The 21368-nt window shown below is 54.7% G+C and carries 23 protein-coding genes; 12 read left to right on the forward strand and 11 right to left on the reverse strand.

Translation table 11 applies throughout. The features are described from left to right. From ACRDD5_RS04005 to ACRDD5_RS04025, 5 genes are all read right to left on the reverse strand, one after another. Positions 1-472, reverse strand: a 472-nt coding sequence (locus ACRDD5_RS04005) for a carbamate kinase (protein WP_438676003.1), incomplete at its 3' end; no start/stop codon positions are given. 120 nt (positions 473-592) lie between these two features. Next, a complete protein-coding gene (locus ACRDD5_RS04010; protein ID WP_438676004.1) occupies positions 593-2137 on the reverse strand; it encodes a xanthine permease in 1545 nt (514 codons plus the stop codon). A gap of 11 nt (positions 2138-2148) precedes the next feature. Beyond that, on the reverse strand, positions 2149-3567 hold the full coding sequence (locus tag ACRDD5_RS04015) for an oxamate carbamoyltransferase subunit AllG family protein (RefSeq protein ID WP_438676043.1): 1419 nt from the start codon (positions 3565-3567) through the stop codon (positions 2149-2151). Then, positions 3564-5105 (reverse strand): acyl-CoA synthetase FdrA, encoded by a 1542-nt coding sequence (gene fdrA / locus ACRDD5_RS04020; RefSeq protein WP_438676005.1) that lies wholly within the window; start codon positions 5103-5105, stop codon positions 3564-3566. Before fdrA ends, ACRDD5_RS04015 begins: the two co-directional genes overlap by 4 nt. A 109-nt stretch (positions 5106-5214) precedes the next feature. After that, positions 5215-5820 (reverse strand): ankyrin repeat domain-containing protein, encoded by a 606-nt coding sequence (locus tag ACRDD5_RS04025; protein WP_271281946.1) that lies wholly within the window; start codon positions 5818-5820, stop codon positions 5215-5217. 319 nt (positions 5821-6139) lie between these two features. Between ACRDD5_RS04025 and ACRDD5_RS04030 the strand changes: the two genes are divergently transcribed. Continuing rightward, positions 6140-7069: a LysR substrate-binding domain-containing protein gene (locus ACRDD5_RS04030; protein ID WP_438676006.1), complete on the forward strand. Its 930-nt coding sequence runs from the start codon at positions 6140-6142 to the stop codon at positions 7067-7069. Here ACRDD5_RS04030 and ACRDD5_RS04035 read toward each other — a convergent pair. Further along, positions 7066-7224, reverse strand: a complete 159-nt coding sequence (locus ACRDD5_RS04035; protein ID WP_271281944.1) for a YqaE/Pmp3 family membrane protein — start codon at positions 7222-7224, stop codon at positions 7066-7068. The two genes, ACRDD5_RS04030 and ACRDD5_RS04035, sit on opposite strands and share 4 nt — an antisense overlap. Before the next feature lie 223 nt (positions 7225-7447). Here ACRDD5_RS04035 and ACRDD5_RS04040 point away from each other — a divergent pair, with 223 nt between their 5' ends. Beyond that, entirely contained in the window at positions 7448-7627 is a 180-nt protein-coding gene (locus tag ACRDD5_RS04040; protein ID WP_438676007.1) for a hypothetical protein, read from the forward strand. A 269-nt stretch (positions 7628-7896) separates the two neighbouring features. Next, positions 7897-8346, forward strand: coding sequence for an L-alanine exporter AlaE (gene alaE, locus ACRDD5_RS04045; protein WP_271267368.1), 450 nt, complete (start codon positions 7897-7899; stop codon positions 8344-8346). Positions 8347-8379: 33 nt separating this feature from the next. Here alaE and ACRDD5_RS04050 read toward each other — a convergent pair whose 3' ends face one another. Next, the gene (locus ACRDD5_RS04050) at positions 8380-8733 is read right to left on the reverse strand and encodes a DUF2002 family protein (RefSeq protein ID WP_271281942.1); all 354 of its coding nucleotides are present in this window, start codon (positions 8731-8733) and stop codon (positions 8380-8382) included. A 159-nt stretch (positions 8734-8892) separates the two neighbouring features. Here ACRDD5_RS04050 and ACRDD5_RS04055 point away from each other — a divergent pair, with 159 nt between their 5' ends. The 5 genes from ACRDD5_RS04055 to nrdF all read left to right on the forward strand — a co-directional run bounded on the left by ACRDD5_RS04055 (position 8893) and on the right by nrdF (position 13310). Further along, entirely contained in the window at positions 8893-9219 is a 327-nt protein-coding gene (locus ACRDD5_RS04055; RefSeq protein ID WP_271281941.1) for a DUF883 domain-containing protein, read from the forward strand. A 358-nt stretch (positions 9220-9577) separates the two neighbouring features. Continuing rightward, positions 9578-9817, forward strand: coding sequence for a glutaredoxin-like protein NrdH (nrdH, locus tag ACRDD5_RS04060; protein ID WP_271281940.1), 240 nt, complete (start codon positions 9578-9580; stop codon positions 9815-9817). After that, complete coding sequence (nrdI, locus tag ACRDD5_RS04065; protein ID WP_271281939.1) at positions 9814-10224, forward strand: class Ib ribonucleoside-diphosphate reductase assembly flavoprotein NrdI; 411 nt, start codon at positions 9814-9816, stop codon at positions 10222-10224. Before nrdH ends, nrdI begins: the two co-directional genes overlap by 4 nt. Beyond that, complete coding sequence (nrdE, locus tag ACRDD5_RS04070) at positions 10197-12341, forward strand: class 1b ribonucleoside-diphosphate reductase subunit alpha (protein ID WP_438676008.1); 2145 nt, start codon at positions 10197-10199, stop codon at positions 12339-12341. The genes nrdI and nrdE overlap by 28 nt, the downstream gene beginning before the upstream one ends. Before the next feature lie 9 nt (positions 12342-12350). Then, entirely contained in the window at positions 12351-13310 is a 960-nt protein-coding gene (gene nrdF, locus ACRDD5_RS04075; protein WP_271281937.1) for a class 1b ribonucleoside-diphosphate reductase subunit beta, read from the forward strand. 19 nt (positions 13311-13329) lie between these two features. On the opposite strand, the gene ACRDD5_RS04080 is transcribed toward nrdF, so the two are convergent. After that, positions 13330-14202 carry an EamA family transporter gene (locus ACRDD5_RS04080; RefSeq protein ID WP_438676009.1) on the reverse strand — a complete coding sequence of 291 codons (873 nt, stop codon included), beginning with the start codon at positions 14200-14202 and terminating at the stop codon, positions 13330-13332. A gap of 68 nt (positions 14203-14270) precedes the next feature. On the opposite strand from ACRDD5_RS04080, the gene ACRDD5_RS04085 reads away from it, so the two are divergent. Beyond that, complete coding sequence (locus tag ACRDD5_RS04085; protein ID WP_438676010.1) at positions 14271-14789, forward strand: MarR family winged helix-turn-helix transcriptional regulator; 519 nt, start codon at positions 14271-14273, stop codon at positions 14787-14789. A gap of 704 nt (positions 14790-15493) precedes the next feature. Here the strand turns inward: ACRDD5_RS04085 and ACRDD5_RS04090 are convergent. After that, positions 15494-16480 (reverse strand): HNH endonuclease, encoded by a 987-nt coding sequence (locus ACRDD5_RS04090; RefSeq protein WP_438676011.1) that lies wholly within the window; start codon positions 16478-16480, stop codon positions 15494-15496. Beyond that, the gene (locus tag ACRDD5_RS04095) at positions 16437-17570 is read right to left on the reverse strand and encodes a DNA cytosine methyltransferase (RefSeq protein ID WP_438676012.1); all 1134 of its coding nucleotides are present in this window, start codon (positions 17568-17570) and stop codon (positions 16437-16439) included. Before ACRDD5_RS04095 ends, ACRDD5_RS04090 begins: the two co-directional genes overlap by 44 nt. 686 nt (positions 17571-18256) lie before the next feature. Here ACRDD5_RS04095 and dgcJ point away from each other — a divergent pair. Beyond that, positions 18257-19774 (forward strand): diguanylate cyclase DgcJ, encoded by a 1518-nt coding sequence (dgcJ, locus tag ACRDD5_RS04100; protein WP_438676013.1) that lies wholly within the window; start codon positions 18257-18259, stop codon positions 19772-19774. 124 nt (positions 19775-19898) lie between these two features. Next, positions 19899-20396 carry a hypothetical protein gene (locus ACRDD5_RS04105; protein ID WP_438676014.1) on the forward strand — a complete coding sequence of 166 codons (498 nt, stop codon included), beginning with the start codon at positions 19899-19901 and terminating at the stop codon, positions 20394-20396. Between the two features lie 168 nt (positions 20397-20564). Here the strand turns inward: ACRDD5_RS04105 and ACRDD5_RS04110 are convergent, their stop codons facing one another. After that, entirely contained in the window at positions 20565-20837 is a 273-nt protein-coding gene (locus ACRDD5_RS04110) for a hypothetical protein (RefSeq protein ID WP_438676015.1), read from the reverse strand. Positions 20838-21130: 293 nt separating this feature from the next. On the opposite strand from ACRDD5_RS04110, the gene ACRDD5_RS04115 reads away from it, so the two are divergent. Next, positions 21131-21364 carry a hypothetical protein gene (locus tag ACRDD5_RS04115; RefSeq protein ID WP_438676016.1) on the forward strand — a complete coding sequence of 78 codons (234 nt, stop codon included), beginning with the start codon at positions 21131-21133 and terminating at the stop codon, positions 21362-21364. Positions 21365-21368: the final 4 nt, after the last annotated feature.

Here is a 21368-nt window from a genome sequence, read left to right on the forward strand (position 1 = left end):
CGGCATCTTCAACAAAGTGCCAGTCCGGATGGGCGCGTTGCAGTTCATCGCGCTGCGTTTCGCTAAAGAACGCGCCGATGGGCTTGGTCGGTTGGGCGAAGCCCGGATCGTTTTTGTCCACTTCGACCTGGGTTACCACCGTCACCGCTTTCTGCTCGCCGCGCGCGGCCAGCTTATTGTTTAACGCCTGCTGGATCAGATAGCCGATCCCGCCCTGAGTATCCGCCACGCAGTTGGCCAGCGGGGTCAGCGGCAGCCCTTCGCGCTCGTGAGCGATCTCGGCGCGACGCAGATCCAGCCCCACCTGCGGGCCATTGCCGTGGGTGAGCACGATATCGTAGTCGGAGGCCAGCATTTCGAGCACCGATTCCGCGACCGCTTTCACCGCCTGGGCCTGATGTTCAATCGACTGGCTGGCGTTATCTTTGATAATGCTGTTGCCGCCGATGGCGACGACCATGAGTTCTTTCATCTGTTTTCCTTAATGTGGTGCGGTCTGGGCCCCTCACCCCGGCCCTCTCCCCACGGGAGAGGGAGAAAAGAAGTCCCCTCTCCCTGTGGGAGAGGGTTAGGGTGAGGGCATCAGGCATTATCAGGACTCAGAAACCGGCGCTCCTGCCCGCGCCACTTCACGGCTATCCAGTACATGCTTAAGTACAAACATGCCGCCCATCATCAGGTAGGCCGTCACGAAGGTGAGCGAGCTGCCTTCGGCAAAACCGACCACCGGAGCGTGGATCACGCCGAACAGCGCCAGCAGTGCCCCCGTGGCCGCAGCAATAGCGCCACGTAACGGTTTGTTGATGATCGAGAAGATGGCGATACAGCCCCACAGCATACTGGCGAGCGGTGCGCCGTTACCCAGGTGCATCAAGCCCTCGTAGTAGATGCCTTTGCTGTGCAGCACATCGAGACCGATTTTTCCCGCGTTGGTACCCGCCGCCGCCATCACGCTGTTCATCATGGTGAGCGCCCAGTTGGCGATCCACGGGAACAGACAGATAAAGATGACGGGTACCTCTATTTTGGGCGTTTCCCTCACCACCTGGTTGGCGGTCACTACCCCGATAAATACCAGGATCGGCACGATGGCGGTCATCGGGATAATGGCGAGCATAAAGGCCCCGAGCCCGAACAGCGGCACGATGAACATGGTGACGCCGGAGGCCAGCGTGTAGCCGATGCTGGCACCCATCGCTTTCCAGCCCGCGTGGCCAACGTACACTGTGACCGGGAACGGGTTACCCATCAGGCAGCCGAGCATCGACGCCAGGCCGTTGGCCAGCATCACTTTGCGCGTCGGATATTCATCCCCTGCCGCGTGGGCGCTTTCGATGTTTTCCAGGTCAAAGATGTAGTTCGCCAGCCCCAGCGGAACGGCAGATGCGAGGTACGGCAGCGCGTGCGGCAGACCCTGCATAAAGCTGTCGATGTGCACTTCCGGCGGGTTAAAGCCGAACGACGACATCGAGGCTTTGATGGCGTCCGGGCTCTGCAGACCGGAGATCCACGCCAGCGCGGTCCCGGCGATCAGCAGCAGCAGGCCGGTCGGGATGCGGGCGAAGATCGGCTTTTTGCCAAACCAGTTGATGAAGATCAGCAGCAGGACGATAAACGACACGGTCGGCGCTTCGAACGCCTGCAGCATCGGGTTCATCGCCAGCAGCAGCAGACCCAGACCGGACAGGCACGACAGCAGCACGGTACGCGGGATCATCTTGCGGATGGTCTCGCCGAGGAACGAACCGCCCGCGAGGATCATCGCTTCAACGAAGCACCACACCAGGCCAATCTGGATCGCAAAGTCCGCATCGCCGGTTTGCTGATACACCGGCATCAGCACCAGGAAGGTCACGGTAAAAATCGACGGCGCGCTCGGCCCGGACGGCAGCGCGGTGACGTCGTTACGCCCGGTCTGGCGCGCCATCTGCAAGCCAAACCACGCGTAGCAGACGCTCGCCACCAGCACCGCCAGCCCGAAGGCCGGCGCAATACGTCCATACACAATCTCTTTCGGGATGCCGACGACAAAAATGAGCAGCCCCATCATGGTCAGCAGGTTCGTCAGGTTGTTGGTCATCAACCCGAAGTACGCCGCCCAGTCACCTCTTTTCCACTCCAGTTTCATGCTTTTCATGGATGCTTACCTTACAGGATGTAGCGATCGCGGAACGTTAACAGCGCCTTTTCAAAACAGCTGAATGGCGGATGGACAATGCCTGCGCCAATCATGCCGATCCCGGCATCTTTGTGCGCAATGGCGGTGTTGATCACCGGTAGAATGCCGCTGCCCGCCACTTTGGTGATATCGATAGCGGTCGGGATGCCCATAAACGACAGCAGCGGAATGGTGACGTTCGGGTTTTCGCCGAGGGTGATTTCACGCATCTGGCGCGAGAAGTCGACAGCTTCGTCCACCGTGCCGCCCACCAGCGCCACAATTGCCGGGGCCGTCGCCATCGCAAAGCCGCCGATGCCGTAGGTTTCAGTGATCGCGCTGTCGCCGATATCCAGCCCGGAGTCTTCCGGTCGGTAGCCCGCGAACATCGGGCCAATCACCTGCTGCGCCGGACCGGTAAACCACTGCCCCGGCAGGCCGGAGATCCTAAGGCCGAACTCGTAGCCGTTGCGCGCCATGGTGGTGACCACGGTGCTGTACTCGATGCCGTGGGCGGCATCCAGCGCGGCTTTACACATCGCCATCCACGTCGGGCCGGAGAAGTAGTCGCTGCTGGCGACAAACTCAAACACCTGGCGCTGCTGCTCTACCGGGTACCCGGCCTGGATCAGCCCAGGGGTTAACGCCTGAATCAGCAGCGTGGTGCCCGCGTTGTTACGGTTATGGCACTCGTCGCCCATGTGCAGCGCCTGAGCCAGCATCAAGCGCAGGTCGATTTCGCCGATGATTTTCATGGCGTCGCGCAGCATCGGGCCGAGCACGTCACGCATCCAGTTCAGACGGTCGATCACGCTCTGGTCGTTGGCGCCCATGCGCAGGATCTTCGCCATCTGCTCGCTGAGGTTGGTGAACGCCCGGTTGCCGTAGGTTTTGTTCTCGACGATGTGCATAAACATCGACGCCGACGTGACCCCCGCCATCGAACCTACGCAGTCGTGCTCGTGGCACGGCGAGAAGGTGATGTCGCCGGAGGCCGCCAGCCGCGCCGCGTCGTCCAGATCTTTGGCTAAGCCTTCAAACACCAGCGCCCCGGTCACCGCCCCTTTCATCGCCCCACACATGTTCTCCCATGCGACAGGCGGACCGGCGTGAAGGATGGTGCTGCGGGTCATGCCCGGCACCACGTTGATGGCCTGATCGAAGCCCACCAGCACCGGATGCGACTGGATAATGCGCTCCAGCGCCACTTTGTTAGCGGCGGCAATTTTCTCGGCCAGCGGTTTGGTGGCCAGCTGATCCAGCGCCTCCACCACCTGCATATTGCCCTGCCCCGGCGGGGTCCAGTCGAGATGGGTCACCGGCACGTGCTGTTTTTTCAGGTCATCGCTGAACAGGGCAATCCCGACGTTAATGACATTCAGCGGCTGGTTAAATAACGATTTCATCAGGCTTTCTCCCCTTTACAGACAAATTCACGTGCCAGTAATCCGGTATTGGTACTGCTGCTGGCCCAGATCACGCCTGCATCAGTCAGCAGCTGGCACTGCTGGCTGAGCGACGGCGTATCCAGATCGGTGCCGAGTACGTAGCCGAGAATTTCCAGCGGACGGTTGTCGGCCTTCGCGATGGCCTGCGCTTCTTTAATGGCGTCGATCATCACCCCGACCGGATCTTCGTGCGAGCCGAACCCGAGCACGAAGTCCATCACGATCACCCCCACTTGTGGGTCGCGTGCCTCCTGCAGCAGGCGGCTGATGCGGTTGGTCGGGTCGATCATCGGGTGCGGTTTGCCGTTGGTGAAATCGTCATCGCCAAAGTCGAGGAAAGTGTGCGCCTGGCTGACGTTGATGTCGGCTAAGCGTCTGGTTGGATCCGGCTGGATGTTGCTGTAGACGTCGTCGAATTTCTCCAGCGCCGCGAACATCGCTTCATCGCACAGGGTGCCGCCGCAGAACAGTCCGCGGATGTACTTCTGCTGCGGAGTCAGGCGGGCGCGCACCTCTTCGATCAGCGGCCAGTTGAGCGGATGCAGATCCAGCGACTCTTTTTTGATGCCGGTGAGTAGCACCGCCTTCAGCGCCGCCTCTTTGGTACCGCGGGCAAACTGCAGGCCGTCTTCATCAGCAGGCTGCGGGTTGCGGCCTAAGAAACAAGCGATTACCGGTTTGCGGCAGGTGCGGGCGCGGGCCAGCACTTTCTCGGCCACTGCCGGCGCGGGTGGTTTAGAGATCAGCACGATCGCCTGGGTGGCGTCGTCGGCCTCCAGCATCGCAATGGCGTCGAGCATCATCAGCCCGCCGATTTTCTCGCTCAGATCGCGACCGCCGGTGCCGATCAGCTGGGAGATGCCGCCGCCGAATTCATGAATACGCGCGCTCAGCTCCTGGCTGCCGGTGCCGGACGCGCCGACGATGCCAATCGGCCCACGGCGTACCGCGTTGGCGAAGCACAGGCCTGCGCCGTTAATAATGGCGGTGCCGCAGTCCGGGCCCATCATCAGCAGCCCTTTCTCGTGCGCCAGCTGCTTGAGCGCCAGTTCGTCATCCAGCGACACGTTATCGGAAAACAGCATCACGTTGAGGTCGTTTTCCAGCGCCTGGCGCGCCTCGCGGGCGGCAAAGGTGCCGTTGACCGAGATCACCGCCAGATTGCTGTCCGGGCGATGGGTTTTAGCGCTGGCGAGGGTGGCATAGCGTGATTCGTGGCTGCCCGCGCTCTCTTTGCGGGTGAACAGCGCCTCGATGGCGGCCAGGGTTTCGTCGTTGGCGGCTTCGCCTTTAATAACGATCATCAGGTCGCCATTTTTGGCCTCGGCTAATTCCGGGGTCAGCAGACCGAGATTTTTCAGCACGCCTTTGTTCATTTCTGTCGCCATGGCGACAAATGCCTGCTCCACGCCGGGCAATTTATTGGCTTTGGTGGAGACTGACATCAGCGAAACAGAATCAAAATAGGTATTCTTTTTTATCACGATTTTGGTGGGCATTACGTCCTCCTGGATGCGGGCAAAAGGGGGCCACATCACGCCCGAAGGCATGATGGGAAAACAGACTTTTTGTTATTTCCGGCCAGTGCGAATCGGCTGGCCGGGGGTATTACGCGCCTGCGGCGATCAGCAGATCGGCAATCTCGTTGAAGCCTTTTTCACGGGCCAGTTCGAGCGGGGATTTGCCGTATTTGTCGGTCATGTGCGGGTTGGCGCCGTGGTCCAGCAGCAGCTTCACAATCTCCTGCTGGCGGGCACCGCCGTCATTTAAGACGATGGCTTCCAGCAGCGGCGTCCAGCCGACAAAGTTGGTGTGGTTGACGTTAATGTCGGTGTGGGTCAGCAGCGCCTGCACCACTTCGAGATGGCCTTTTTCGCTGGCAGGGGTAATGCCCACGCCGCCAAAGCGCGTCAGGCGATCCAGATCCGGGTTGGCGGGCAACACCAGGCGCAATAGCGTCAGATCGTTGGTCAGGCAGCTAATTAAGAACGGATTGAAACAGGTCTGATCCTGCTGGTCGATATTGGCCCCGGCGGCAATCAGCAGTTCCACGCAAGGGTACTGTTTATTCAGGCTGGCAATAATAATGGCGGTTCTTTTCTGGCGGTTGGTGGCATTGATATCCACCCCTTTATCGAGACAGGCTTTTAGCGCGTCGGTATCACCCTGTTCAGCAGCAAACAGAAATTCAGTAACGAGTTCATTGGTAGACATATCCACACTCCTGGTTTTCCTTTCTGATGGACTGAGCATAGCAACCGCCTGGTCAGAAAAGAATCCGCTTAAAAAGGATTCATCGACAGGAGTTTCATTGTTGAGTTAAATTTAACAGTTCAGCCAAAATGTGCGTCTGTGCAACCTTTTCCTTATGTTTAACCGCGTTTTAGGCCGCTAAACTGCATTATGCTTATGGCTGCGCAGGCCTTGCGCTGCGCGGCTCGCCACAAATATGCAGAACTGTGACCGGCTTCAAATGAGTTGTAACCGCGCTGTTAAAATATGTTCAAAACTGATGACTGCCAGGAGCCGTAATATGAATTCCATCTTTACCGAAGAGAATCTGCTGGCTTTCACCACCGCGGCGCGTTTTGGCAGCTTCAGCAAAGCCGCCGGGGAGCTGGGGGTGACCACCTCAGCCATCAGTTACACCATCAAACGGATGGAGACCGGCCTCGACGTGGTGCTGTTTGTGCGCAATACCCGCAGCATCGAACTGACCGAATCGGGCTTCTACTTCTACCGTAAAGCCATTGACCTGCTGAATGACTTTCACGCCATCAAGCGCGGGATCGACACCATCTCGCAGGGGATCGAGACGCGGGTGCGGATCTGCATAAACCAGCTGCTCTACACCCCACGCCACACCGCTCGTCTGCTGCAGGTGATGAAAAAGCAGTTCCCTACCTGCCAGATAACCGTAACCACCGAGGTGTATAACGGGGTCTGGGATTCGATCATCAATAATCAGGCGAACATTGCGATTGGCGCCCCGGACACGCTGCTGGACGGCGGCGGCATTGATTACACGGAGATTGGTGCCATCCGCTGGGTGTTTGCCATCGCCCCGGACCATCCGCTGGCGCTGGCCCCGGAGCCGCTGGCCGAGAGCCAGCTGCGGCTGTACCCTAACATCATGGTGGAAGACACCGCCCACACCATCAATAAGAAAGTCGGCTGGCTGCTGCACGGCCAGGAGGCGATCCTGGTTCCGGATTTTAATACCAAGTGCCAGTGTCAGATTTTGGGCGAGGGGATCGGTTTTTTACCGGAGCATATGGCGCGCGAGGCAGTTGAAAAGGGATTGCTGGTGACGAGACGGATCAATAACACCCGCCAGGACTCGCGCATGCTGCTCGCCACGCAGCATGCGGCGACCGGTCAGGTCACCCGCTGGATCAAACAGCAGTTTGCCCCGCAGGGCGTGCTGACCGACATTTATCAGGATTTACTGTGGCGGGCTTAGCTGCGGCTCTGTACCCAGAACGCGTGGATAAGGCCGGGAATGTAGCCCAGAAGCGTCAGGACGATGTTGAGGATAAACGCCCAGCCAAAGCCTTTGCCCATCAGCACGCCAAGAGGGGGTAACAGAATAGTGATTACGATACGCCAGAAGCCCATATATTCTCCATGCAAGCAGTCAGGTCATTGTATAAAAAGAGGTTTTATACTTTAAGCGTAGTGAGTTTACGCAGGCATGCCACCCTTTTCGCCCGCTTTTACCCTCCTTTACCCTCTTTACACAGGCTGATTGTAGCGATTCAGGAGTAGTCTGCCCCCTGACGCTGTACCCCAACCCACGCCTGGGCTATGTTAAGAGCACAACAATCCGAAGGAGGTAACTATGTTTTCTGTAGGCGATCTTGTGCAGCCGCGTATGGGCGGACCAAAACTGAAAGTCATCGAAGTGCATGAGGATCAGATTGTGGCGGTGCAGGCCAGTAATGAGCAGGGCGACAAATACACCCTGAAAGCAGCTGATGTTTCGCTGTATAAAGAAGACGGTGATTTTGGCGTCTGCTAAGAATCTCGGGCGGAAACATCCGCCCGCTCTGTAAACCCCCTGTTTTACCCCTCCGCATATCCCACTGTTTACCAACGAAAAAACCAAAGATCAGAGACAAAATAACGCCCGGGAAGCAAAACCGCTTCGTGCGGAGTATTTCGTGGGCAAACTGCGCTTAAATAAAAATTTATCGCTAATTGTGCGTTTCAATCCAGCGATATACTCTATGCGTGAAAAATTAAGCAAATTAATGCACTACCCCTCTATTTCACTCAAGGAGTCAGGACATGTTTTCACGGCAGTCTCGCCTGCGCCACGCGGTCGCGGATACCTTCGCGATGGTGGTCTACTGTTCGGTGGTGAACATGCTGATTGAAATCTTCCTCTCCGGGATGTCCTTTGAGCAGTCGCTCTCGTCGCGACTGGTGGCCGTACCGGTGAATATCCTGATTGCCTGGCCTTACGGCTTTTACCGCGACGCGATCATGCGCCTGGCCCGGCGCTACAGCCCGGCAGGCTGGATGAAAAATCTGGCGGATATTCTGGCGTATGTCACGTTTCAGTCGCCGGTGTACGTGGCGATTTTGCTGACGGTGGGCGCGGACTGGCACCAGATCGCCGCAGCGGTGAGTTCCAACATCGTGGTCTCAATGCTGATGGGCGCGGTGTATGGGTATTTCCTCGACTACTGTCGCCGACTGTTCAAAGTCAGCCAGTATCATCAGGTCAAAGCGTAGGGCGCGGACTGGCACAAATAGCCAGTCGCGTGGTTACTGCGATTCGCCAAACAGGCCTGTCAGAAAACGCTCCAGCGCCATGCGAGAGCTAAAACCGTGCGGGATGCCATAATGCTGATGCGTCTCACCGCCTAATCCGCCCAAGTAGAGCGGGAACTGCTGATAGTGGTCGCTGGTTTTCATCTCTGACGCCGGTTCCGCGTAGGAAATACTGCGGTCTTTCAGCGTGGGATGAATAATCAGCGCCATGCGCCCCAACCGGGCTTCCCGGTTGACGTAAACGTAATTATCCCCGCGACGGTAGCCGTAGGCTTTATGGGTTACCACATCCACGGTAAATCCCGCTTTTTCAAGTTCACGCGCCACTTCATCGGGTCGTAAATACATATTGAATCCTCGTTATCATTCCTGCGGGGCAACCTTAACGTATTCAGCAATAGCAGGGCTTTCAGATAAATCCATAAACGCCCTGATAAGTCGTGACTCGCTTCAGAGATTAAAAAGCTGGTCTAAACTGAGTATTACCGCAAATCAAGGGAGCACCGTATGTTTAATCGACTTAATAAAAACGATGTAGATAACGACGTTCAGGATATTCGTAACGATGTCAGTAAATTAGCGGACACGCTGGAATCTGTACTGAAATCCTGGGGTTCGGATGCGAAGGGCGAAGCTGAGGACGCCAGACGTAAGGCTAAGTCGCTGCTGCGCGAGACGCGTGCGCGGATGCAGGGGCGTTCACAAGCTAAGCAAGCGGCGTGTGATGCGATAGGTTGTGCGAATACGTTTATCCGCGAGCGACCATTGTGCGCCGTGGGGACGGTAGCGGCTGTGGGGATATTTATTGGTGCGCTGCTGAGTATGCGTAAGTAATTACCTTTGCACGAACGGTCCCCTCTCCTCCTGGGGGAGGGGAAACATCCCTGTAAATCCGCCCTCTCCGCGCATCCCTGCGCCTCGCCCCACCTCCAGGAAACACCTCAGCGATTTACAGCCGGACATAGGTGCCCGCTGTAAGTTTGGCATGCTTTTTTCTTTTTCTTCTTAGTTTTCGCCTTCAAAACCTCGCCATCCCGCATCATACCTGACCTGGCCTCAGTCAACCCAAAATTCCCATATATTGTATGGTTGAAACTTAAGATATCTACATCTAGTATTCTCTCTATCAGCACAGACCCAAATCGACGCGTTTAATCGCGCCGGATCCTCATTCTAAATGGAAATACGAATCATGCGTATTATTATTTACACTCGTAATGACTGCGTGCAGTGCCATGCCACCAAACGCGCGATGGAGAGCCGTGGCGTGGCTTTTGAGATGGTCAACGTTGACCTGGAGCCGGACGCCGCCGAGACGCTGCGGGCGCAGGGTTTTCGTCAGTTACCCGTGGTGATGGCCGGTGAAACCAGCTGGTCGGGGTTTCGTCCGGACATGATTAACCGCCTTCAGGCGCAGGCCGCGCACGCATGAGCCTGATCGTCTACTTCTCCAGCAGCTCCGAAAATACGCACCGCTTTATCGGCCGCGTCGGACTGCCCGCCGTGCGGATCCCGCTGAACGAGCGGGAACGCATTCAGGTAGACGAGCCCTTTATTCTGGTGGTGCCCAGCTATGGCGGCGGCGGAACGGCCGGGGCGGTGCCGCGTCAGGCGATCCGCTTTCTCAACGACCCACATAACCGGGCGCTCATCCGCGGCGTGATTGCCGCCGGGAACCGTAATTTCGGCGAGGCATTCTGCCGCGCCGGGGATGTTATTTCGCAGAAATGCGGCGTGCCGTACCTCTATCGCTTCGAGCTGATGGGGACCCAACAGGACGTCGACAACGTGCGTAAAGGAGTGAACGAATTTTGGCAACGACAACCGCAGAGCGCGTGATACAGGCATCGATGGATTTCCATGCCCTCAACGCCATGCTCAACCTGTACGATCGCGAGGGGCGCATCCAGTTTGCTAAAGACCACGAGGCGGTAGATGCCTTTTTTAGCGCCCACGTCTATCCCAACAGCGTGACCTTTGCCAGCCCGCAGGCGCGTCTCGACTATCTGGTCAGCGAGAGCTATTACGACGCCCGGGTGCTGTCGCGCTTCGACGGCGACTTTGTGCTGAGCCTGTTTGCCCACGCCCACGCCAGCGGTTTTCGTTTCCAGACCTTCCTCGGTGCGTGGAAGTTTTACACCAGCTACACGCTGAAAACCTTCGACGGCAAGCGTTACCTGGAACACTTTGAAGACCGGGTGGTGATGGTAGCCCTGACCCTGGCGCAGGGGGATGAGATCCTCGCCCGCCAGCTGACCGACGAGATGCTGGCCGGACGTTTTCAGCCCGCGACGCCCACCTTCCTCAACTGCGGCAAAGCCCAGCGCGGGGAGCTGGTCTCCTGCTTCCTGCTGCGCATCGAAGACAATATGGAGTCGATTGGCCGCGCCGTGAACTCGGCGCTGCAGCTCTCCAAACGCGGCGGCGGCGTGGCGTTTTTGCTCTCCAACCTGCGCGAAGCCGGTGCGCCGATCAAACGGATTGAGAACCAGTCCTCCGGGGTGATCCCGGTGATGAAAATGCTGGAAGATGCCTTCTCATACGCCAACCAGCTCGGTGCCCGCCAGGGGGCCGGGGCGGTGTATCTGCACGCCCATCACCCGGACATCATGCGCTTTCTCGATACCAAACGTGAAAACGCCGACGAGAAGATCCGCATCAAAACCCTGTCGCTGGGGGTGGTGATCCCGGATGTCACCTTCCGGCTGGCCAAAGAGAACGCCGAGATGGCGCTGTTCTCGCCCTATGACGTGGAGCGCATTTACGGCAAGCCGTTTGGCGACGTGGCGATTAGCGAGCTGTATGAGGCGCTGGTGGCCGACGCGCGTATCCGTAAAACCTGGCTCAACGCCCGGGACTTTTTCCAGCGGCTGGCGGAGATCCAGTTTGAGTCTGGCTACCCGTACATCATGTATGAAGACACGGTAAACCGCGCCAACCCGATTGCCGGGCGGATCAACATGAGCAACCTGTGCTCGGAGATTTTGCAGGTCAACAGCGCCTCAACCTATGACGAGAACCTCGACTACGCGGCAATCGGCAAGGACATCTCCTGTAACCTCGGCTCGCTGAACATTGCCCACACCATGGATTCACCGGACTTTGGCCGCACCGTCGAAACCGCCGTGCGCGGCCTGTCGGCGGTATCGGACATGAGCCACATCCGCAGCGTACCCTCGGTGGAAGCCGGGAACGCCGCCTCACACGCCATCGGGCTGGGGCAGATGAACCTGCACGGCTATCTGGCGCGAGAAGGCATTGCCTACGGCAGCCCGGAGGGACTGGACTTCACCAACCTCTATTTCTACACCATCACCTGGCATGCGCTGCATACCTCGATGATGCTGGCGCGCGAGCGAGGCCAGCGCTTCGCGGGCTTTGACCAGTCGCGCTACGCCAGCGGGGCCTATTTTAATCAATATCTGGAAAGCGACTGGCAGCCGAAAACCGAGAAAGTGCGCGCCCTGTTCGCCCGCGCCGGCGTCAGCCTGCCGACGCGTGCCATGTGGCAGCAGCTGCGTGACGACGTGATGCAGCACGGCATCTATAACCAGAATTTACAGGCGGTGCCGCCCACCGGATCGATTTCGTACATCAACCACGCCACCTCGAGCATTCACCCTATCGTCTCGAAAATCGAGATCCGCAAAGAGGGCAAAACCGGGCGCGTTTACTACCCTGCCCCGTTTATGACCAACGAGAACCTGGCCCTGTATCAGGATGCCTATGAGATCGGCCCGGAAAAAATTATCGATACCTACGCCGAGGCGACCAGACATGTCGACCAGGGGCTGTCGCTGACGCTTTTCTTCCCGGATACCGCCACCACCCGCGACATCAACCGGGCGCAGATTTACGCCTGGAAGAAAGGGATCAAGACCCTGTACTACATTCGCCTGCGTCAGCTTGCGCTGGAAGGCACAGAAACAGAAGGCTGCGTGTCCTGCGCGCTGTAAGGAGAAAAGATGCAACCGTCGCTCGTCCGTGCCGTTAACTGGAACAAGATTGAAGATGATAAAGACCTGGAGGTCTGGAACCGTCTTACCAGCAACTTCTGGCTGCCGGAGAAAGTGCCCCTGTCGAATGACATCCCGGCTTGGCAGGCCCTGAGCCACGCCGAACAGCAGCTGACCATCCGGGTGTTTACCGGCCTGACCCTGCTCGACACGGTGCAAAATACCGTCGGCGCTCCGGCGCTGATGGCGGATGCCCTGACGCCGCACGAAGAGGCGGTGATGTCCAATATCAGCTTTATGGAGGCGGTACACGCCCGCTCGTACAGCTCGATTTTTTCCACCTTGTGCCAGACGCAGGATGTGGATGCGGCCTATCTCTGGAGTGAAGAGAGCCCTTCCCTGCAGCGCAAAGCCGTGCGGGTGCTGGAGCATTATCGCGCCGATGAGCCGTTAAAGAAGAAAATCGCCAGTGTGTTTCTGGAATCGTTCCTGTTCTACTCCGGCTTCTGGCTGCCGATGTACATGTCGAGCCGGGGCAAGCTGACCAACACCGCCGACCTGATCCGTCTGATCATCCGGGATGAAGCGGTGCACGGGTACTACATCGGCTATAAGTACCAGAAAGGGCTCGAGAAAGTCAGCGAAGCCGAGCGCGAGGCGCTGAAAGGTTTTGCCCTCGATCTGCTGATGGACCTGTATGACAACGAGCTGAGTTACACCGACGAGCTGTACGCCGGAACGGGCTGGGAAGATGATGTAAAAGCCTTCCTCTGCTACAACGCCAATAAAGCGCTGATGAACCTTGGCTACGAGGCGCTGTTCCCGCCGGAGATGGCCGAGGTCAACCCGGCGATCCTCGCAGCATTGTCGCCGAACGCCGATGAAAACCACGACTTCTTCTCCGGATCTGGCTCCTCGTACGTCATGGGCAAAACGGTCGAGACCGAAGATAAGGACTGGGATTTCTGAAGAACAAGCGTGGCTCACGTTAACGCGCGCGCATTGAGGAGCGCTGCACAACTAAAACGCTGATCAGCACGATGGCGAGCCCAACAAACGCGGTGCTGCTGAGGGCCTGGGACAGGATTATCCAGCCGAGCAGCACCGCGGTTAACGGGCTGAGTAATCCCAGTGACGCCACCGCCACCCCCGGCAGACGAGTGATGCCGCGAAACCACAGGCCGTACGCCACAAACGCCCCGGCCAGGCTGAGATAAGTGTAAGCGGCATATTGTGTAGCGGTGAGGGTGGGAAGCGGTGCGTCGAACAGCCACACAGCAGGCGCTAACATCAATCCGCCCAACACCAGCTGCCAGCCGGTCAGCGCCATCACCGGCATATCGATCTGCCAGCGACGCGTTAACCAGACCCCGGTTGCCATGCAGCAAGCCCCCAGCAACGCCGCTGCTATCCCGACAGGTTCAAAAACGGTCTGAGGTGATAGCAGCAATACAGCCATCCCGACGACCCCCACCAGCGCGGCCCACAGCGTGATTTTGTGCGGCGCGCGGCGGTCGACCGTCCAGATCAGCACCATCACCAGAAGCGGCTGGATCGCCCCAAGCACGGCGGCCAGACCACCGGGCAAGCGATAGGCCGCCACAAACAGCAGCGCCTGAAACACGCCAATATTGAGTGCGCTAAGGATCAGCAGTCGCCCGAGGTCACGATACGCAGGCAGGCGCAACGTGAACAGCAGCAGCAAAATCCCGGCCGGAAGCACCCGGATCAGCGCCGCCGTAAAGGGCCTGTCCGGCGGCAGAAGCTGCGTTGTCACGATGTAGGTTGATCCCCAGATAGCCGGGGCCAGCGCCGTCAGCAGCACGTCACGCCAGTAAGAAAGAGAAAATGTCGATTCCATAATTTTGCACTTACCTTCAATTCAAGATAAAATCAGTCTGTCGAGCAATTAACTTGAAGTCAAGATAAATGAACAATCCCACTAAACCGTCCCATGATGCCGTTGATGCCATTCTTGCCCAGTGGCAGCGCGAACGACCTGACCTGGACTGCAGCCCGATGGGGCCGATTGGACGCATAAAGCGCTGCACCGCGCTGCTGGAACAGCGGCTGGAATCCACGTTTGCGACGTTTGAACTTTGTACGTGGGAGTTCGATATGCTGGCGACGCTGCGCCGCGCGGGCGCGCCCTACAGCCTGAGCCCAACGGAACTGTTTTCCACGTTAATGGTGACCTCGGGCACCATGACGCACCGCCTTAAACGTCTGGAATCGAGAGGGTTAATCAGTCGGCAGGCGAACACGAATGATGCACGCAGTATGCTGGTGCAGCTAACGCCTGAGGGGCTGGCGCTAATCGACCGTGCGGTCGACAAGCACGTCGAGAATGAAAGGGAGATCCTGTCGGGAGTTTCGGCTGAGTCGCTGGGGGAACTGGATCGTAGGTTGGCGGAATTATTGCGAACCCTGGAGGGTTATCCTCAGTAAAAAGCGGTAGCAGGCAGTGTGTTAAATTGCGTTGAACTTTTCGATGAGGATCGGCGTTGTGAGCGAGCAGCAGAGATTAACTAAAGCGCGGGACGGATGGGTATCGAAAGGTATACCAAAAACATGCTTGCTAATTTTGGGCTTTCGACACCAAGGCCAACCTAGATAATAAAGTTAATTTATCCTGACTTTTTGACTGCAGTTCTTCAACGATATTTAAAAATGCAAGAACGACTGGAAGTAGTGAACCCCGCAGCACGACGTTCCAGCCGTAAAGGCTGCTCCTGAAGAGAACGATCATACAATCATTACCCCAAACACCACCGAATCGTTCAGGGACTGTATTGGAGACTACTGCACATCATCGGCATTAAGTAAAAAAAAACGGAGCACCAGGTGGCTATTGACATCATGAATGAGCAAACCACTCAGTTTTTACATTTCTTCCAAAACGAAAATAAGTATCCTGCCTCCAATAATTAATACCTGACGGACGTGTAAAGCCCACATATGGGATGAGGCCCCTTCTCACAGGCATCAAACGGCTCGAACCTTATGTTGATGAAGATCGTTGACGGCTTCGGATTCAATTATTGGATATTTTTAATAGCCAAATCGCTGAGGCGATTTGCTCCTCAGTTACCGCTAAATAGCGATACGCACGGTCGACTCCATGACTATGTCTCACGACCTGCATTACCTGCTTAGTGCTGTTGCTTAAGCAAATCGAGCAGATACTCTCCGGAAATATACCGACGATGAACCTCGTCATGGCACACATTGCAGAGCGTAATTAAGTTATCCAGCGTATTTTCACCGCCGTCAGCATGGCGCTCAATATGATGCAACTCAAGGAAGGTGCGAGGATCATTCGCTGTTTTACGGGCATGTGACCAGCCACAATTTCGGCAGGAATGATGATCGCGCTCGAGCACCGCTACGCGGACAGGGTCAGGAATTTTCCGGTCATGTACTTCAGCCTGACGATCTTCCTCGAGTAGATAGGCTCCCACTTCAAGCTCTGGTCGGCCTGAATTCTTGGTGGCAATTGGCCAGCCCTCTTCCGTTCGCAGCTCACGTGTACGACGAGCCCATTCCTTACTGTCGTTTGCCAGATAACGTAACTCTTCGCCCGATACCGGACGGCCAACGTTCTTGCGTAGGTATGAGAGTATTTTATCTTTTGTCGATATTTTGCTGCGTCTAAGAACATTGGCTTCATTCCAGCGCAACGCCGCTTCTCTGTCCTGCTCTGCGGACATCAGGGCATACACGTCCGTTTTGAGGAGGTTGAGAGAGTCAGCCTGGAGTTCTTCCAGCGTAATTTCCTGCTGTTCAATCATTTCCCTGAGCGTGGTTCCACTCAACACGGGCCAGCCGAACTGCACTCGCAACTCCCTGATCCTGCGGGCATACTCACTGATCCCCGCGACGACCATGAGTTCGTCACCGTGAATAACGACGCGAGGATATTTGAAAAGATACGCAAGGATCCGGTCACGGGCAGATTTGCAGTTCTCTTCATTAAGCAGTGAGCTGCCTAAATCTCGCAATAAATGGTTGGCAGGAACAAGCGTGAGCACCTGTTCCCTGAGGGTGTCATCCGTGAGCTTTTGCTCAAAATCAGCAATCAGTGCCAGAAGCTGTTTACGCAGCGTTTCCGGTTCGCTCTTCTTCGATCTTCTCGCCATTTTTGATCAGATATTCCATTAAGTTGAGAACATAGGATGCAATTTTTTGAGCAAATACCGGCGGAACAGCATTACCAATCTGCCTTGCGATCTCCGTTTTTGTTCCCACAAACGTAAAGTCGTCCGGGAAACTCATCAGACGGGCTGCCTCACGATGAGTGATAGGACGATGTGCTTCCGGATGAAGATAACGCCCTTTCTCCGGCTTAAAAAACTCCGTGCGGATCGTAACCGAAGGGCGCTCCCACCACAACCGACCAAAGAGATCTGTCCCGCCTGACGTTTTTTTAATCCAGCATGCAGGTGTGATATCCGGTCTGTTTTTTTGCAAATCGAACCGATTCCCGCCTACCGGAACCGCACGATAACGTTCCTGAGAAAGCGCTGTCGGGTTTCTGCCAAAGTGCAAATCCAGAGGCGGTGGAACGTCCCGCACTTCTGTTCCGACAGGCTCAGGTAAATCATCAATGAATTCACGGACTGTCAGCCACGCAGGCAAGTCCCCTTCCTTGTTCGGATTTCGGTGGGAGGGTGTCGGAGGGAATGCAGGAATGTTATCCAGCAGCAGGAAGCGGTCCTTTTTAATACCAATGGCAATGGCACGTTTACGTGTCTGAGGGGCACCGTAATCAGCCGTATTCAGTACGCAGGGATTCAGGAGAAGGAACCCCATACCCTCTGCACGATCGCGGATGTCCTGGAACTCATCACTTGATAAGAGCCCCGGCACGTTCTCCATCACAAAGACAGATGCCGATGATTGCTCAATAATATCCATGTAGGGTTCCCACAGCGCACGCCGGTGGTCGCCTTCACGATTCTTGTTAAGTAAGCTGAATCCCTGGCACGGCGGCCCACCGATAACAATATCCGCCTCGGGAATTGTGTTTACAGTAATCCATTCCTCAATGTTAGCCACGATACCGTGCCCACCAAAGTTAGCATTGTATGTTCTGATGGCAGCCTTATCATTATCAAGGGCCAGGACGCTTTCAAAATGAGCGCCATTTTTACCTTTCATGAAACCGCAGGATAACCCGCCAGCACCACAAAACAAGTCAATGACTTTTAACTTATTAATTCTACTCATTTAAATTCAATCCTGGATCCGAATTTGATTACCTCCGTAAGTGTATCACAAAGACAATCTGTATGTATTTACAGTGTAATCTTAACATGCGTTGCAGCTTTGCACTGTGCTTGGGGGAGGGAGCGCTTCAGTTTACCAAACCGAACCTAATCCCCAAATACGATAACGGATTACCTGAGGAGCATCGTCAATACCCAGATGTGTATTTTACTCACTAAGCGTGTCCCCTTCAGTCTGACATACATCGTACTCGTGGTGCAGACTATGTATTTGCGTCATCCTGTTAAGGACATAAAGCGGGCAAACTGACTGAGCTGAAGGCACCTATGAGCGAAGTACGGATGCTCCTCTAGTTTATGAATGACCATGTCGCTTACGTCATCGTAGCTGGCTCCGCTTTATAATTCAGCTCGGGGTTTGTCGAACGTTTCGTGAGTGCGACGGTGCAATGGCTTATCGGCGATGCACAGCGGAAAACACGCATGTGTTAAAGATGTAGCGACACAAACGAGCGAGTTTATTTCCAGCATTTTCGCCGCAATACCATTTGCTATCTGGCATGAACAACACCTGTAATAGGATCCTGGCTATTCGGCACCAGAGGGAAATGTGCTCCCAGCCGGAACAGATTGATTGATGCTATACTAACGGCTATTTCCGTGTGGGACGACAGGGAGTTATCCATATTGTTCAGACAAAAGTATTTCAGTGCCATTATTTTAATCGTGGTTTGTACCAGCACCCTTTTCATTACGCTGGCCGTCCGTGAGGCGCACGACTTACAGAACTATATGGGATATGTCGCTGAAAACGGTAAATCGGCGCTTTTCCATGAAGAGTCGATTAACCAAAATATTGCCACCCGGCTTTCACGGGCGTTTTATAGCAAAACGGTGTCTGCGCCAAGCGCCAACAGTGAACGAGCAGCAATTTGCCAGCACCTTGAAAAGGAAGGCGATATTTACGGATTCAATCTGCTGGGAAAAAAATTGACCAACCTGAGTGGTACCCTGCAAACCCGTAATAAATCGTGTGAACAATGGGCTGGTGATATTAGCGAGCTATCGGTTATTCACACGGCTGAAAGCGCGGCTTTATCGAAGTACAGTTTTTCAAATTATACCGGATACCGATTCAGGAACATGCGGTACTACTTAGACCTTTCTTATGACTACATTTATATTAATCAACTGGTTAATACAAAAGACTACAGGTTCAAAAACTGGCTGATTGGCAATAACGGCACGATCAATATCGCGCGCAGTGCTCACACCATCTCCATTGATGACAACGCACTACATGATCTGCTTAACGGGGAAAGTACGCTGTCCCATATTTATCAGGACGGGTATACACAAAATAACATCATTAGCATGCTTACCCCGGTATTTCTGGGCGATAAGGTGAAGGGCATTCTTATCACCGATATCAATATTAACGATCTTGTGGTTTCGTTTAAAACGGTCGATCGCCCGTTTTTATGGCAGTTCCTCTCTTTATATGTCACTGATAATGAAACCCGCGCGCGTATTTTTTTCCATAAACCCTACATCCAATCTTATGGTTTATTCAGCTACGAAGACAGACTAACCCAGAACTACACCGTCCATGTGAAGCTGGATGCTATCTACGTCATCATTGCCAATTTATGGTTATTAGTGCTTTACATCACGGTAACCTGGATAATGTGTCGTTATGCCCGTAAGCAGTTAATCAGACAGGAGTCGCTTTCCAGGGATAACGTGACAGATGCGATGACGGGACTGTATAACAGAAAAGTGATTACGCCGGAGCTGGAACATAAAATCCGCTCACTCGTTGAAAGAAATATCCCCGTCACGGTCATCGCCATTGACTGTGATGGACTCAAAAGAATCAATGATTCTCTTGGCCATCATATGGGCGATAAAGCCATACAGATACTGGGACAGGCACTGCTGAATGCCATTCGTAAAAGTGACTATGGTATACGGCTGGGGGGCGATGAATTCTGTGTGGTTCTTATCGATAATTCCCTGAATAGATCCCGTGATGTTATTACCCGTACGCAGGAACAGTTACACGCGATCGATCCGGATAAACTCGTGGCATTTTCCTGGGGGGCATATCAGCTGCTACCAAAAGATACGCTGGAAGTAGCGATGCTGAAAGCCGATGAATTGCTTTATCAGCATAAACGCAGCAAATATGAGGAACGCCGGTAAGCCTGTGCGCGTACCTTCATTGTCCGCCTGGGGGCACGAAATAGCCCGCAAAAGGGATTTGATTGGCCTGCTATGATCGGTAAACTGCTGTTCTATCTGATGCTTTCTCAGGAGCATGCCAAATATGTTCGACCATTCTACCCATCCCGACGTCGCCGACTGGTTTGCCCGCTTCGGTGTCGCCGAGCTGTCATACAGTGGGTGTTCCGTCGACCTGACCAACGAACCGCCCGAGCACTGGTTTTATAAGCGCAACAAGCTGAGGCCTGAAAGCCTGAAACTGGATCTGTGCATCCCATCCAACGGGAACTGGTTGGTGGACCTGTCGCGTCATGACAAGCTGTTTAACATTCAGTGGCGCCCGAATGATGACTTGCGCATCGAGTCGGAGCAACTGCGCTACCGCAAGCTGATTAAGTGGCCTCGACTGCCCAGCCTTATGGATTTTCCGCTGCTGGTTGGGCAACTGGAGCAGTGCTTAGAGGTAAACTTCCTGCGGCACGCCAATTTCGGGGCACGCCTTCTCGACCCCCAGACGCTGGCATGCAATATCGCTATCCGGCAATGGTTAGCACCCTGCGCTGACACATTTGGCTGGAACAGAAAAATGCAGCCGGAGTAACGAGCCTAAAAAGCCGGTCGAAAATGTCAGGGCATGAAGCGGAAATTACGTTCATCTGAATGAAACCAGTCGGTATTTTTTAAATTTTGAAACTTACAGGCGACGGATACCCATACGACATACCCAAAAAAAAGAGTGGCATGCAACAATCATAATCTTCATGAAATATTAATCACATTCAATAAATTGTCTTCTGGACTCTTCCTCGTTGAGATATTCAAAGGGAAGAAGACGAATTTTTCCATAGCCACACAACCATTCGCTGTCGGCTCGTTGAATAATTTCGCCGGGTTTGAAACATATCCCTGAAGCAGCCCGAATGATGGCATATTTGCCATTTTTGAATCGAATCATATGAATACAGAAAGGGTTACCTGTCTCTCCTGATACGCGGCTACAAATGATATCCCCTTCGATAAAGACAACTTTTTTTGTCTTCATGCGTTTTACCTTTATAACGGCAACAACACAACGGTACTGTAACTTTATCGTTTCGTTGTCATTTACTCGTACGATGCAGTCAACCTCTGAAACCTAAACACGCTGACAACGTGCAGGCAACATGTCTCGGTCACTCTTTGAAATGCCAGAATCCGTTTGTGCAATACTTATTATAGACCTTTACATAAGAACTCTATGACTATGTTGTGTGGGTTTATGACTAAATCAGAATGTGATACCCGAAGATCGGAAAGGTTAATTATGATAGAATACATTCCCATAAGGAATTTATAATGAAATCAGAAGACACCCTTGACTGGTATCCGGCACAACTGCCGCCAGTGAAAATTATCCTTGGTGAAGCCGTGCTGGCTGTAGGTAAACAGGGCAGGCCGATTAACACCCGGACGTTGCTTGAGTACCTCCAGGTGATGCAGGACAAGCAACAAAGAAGGGATAATAAAATCGCCATGCAGACCGCAATTGAAGTTCTCAGAGATAATCAGCGCACTAACGGCAGGCGTTAGTGCG

This window comes from Silvania sp., assembly GCF_051656365.1.
GTDB lineage: Bacteria > Pseudomonadota > Gammaproteobacteria > Enterobacterales > Enterobacteriaceae > Enterobacter > Enterobacter hatchlandensis.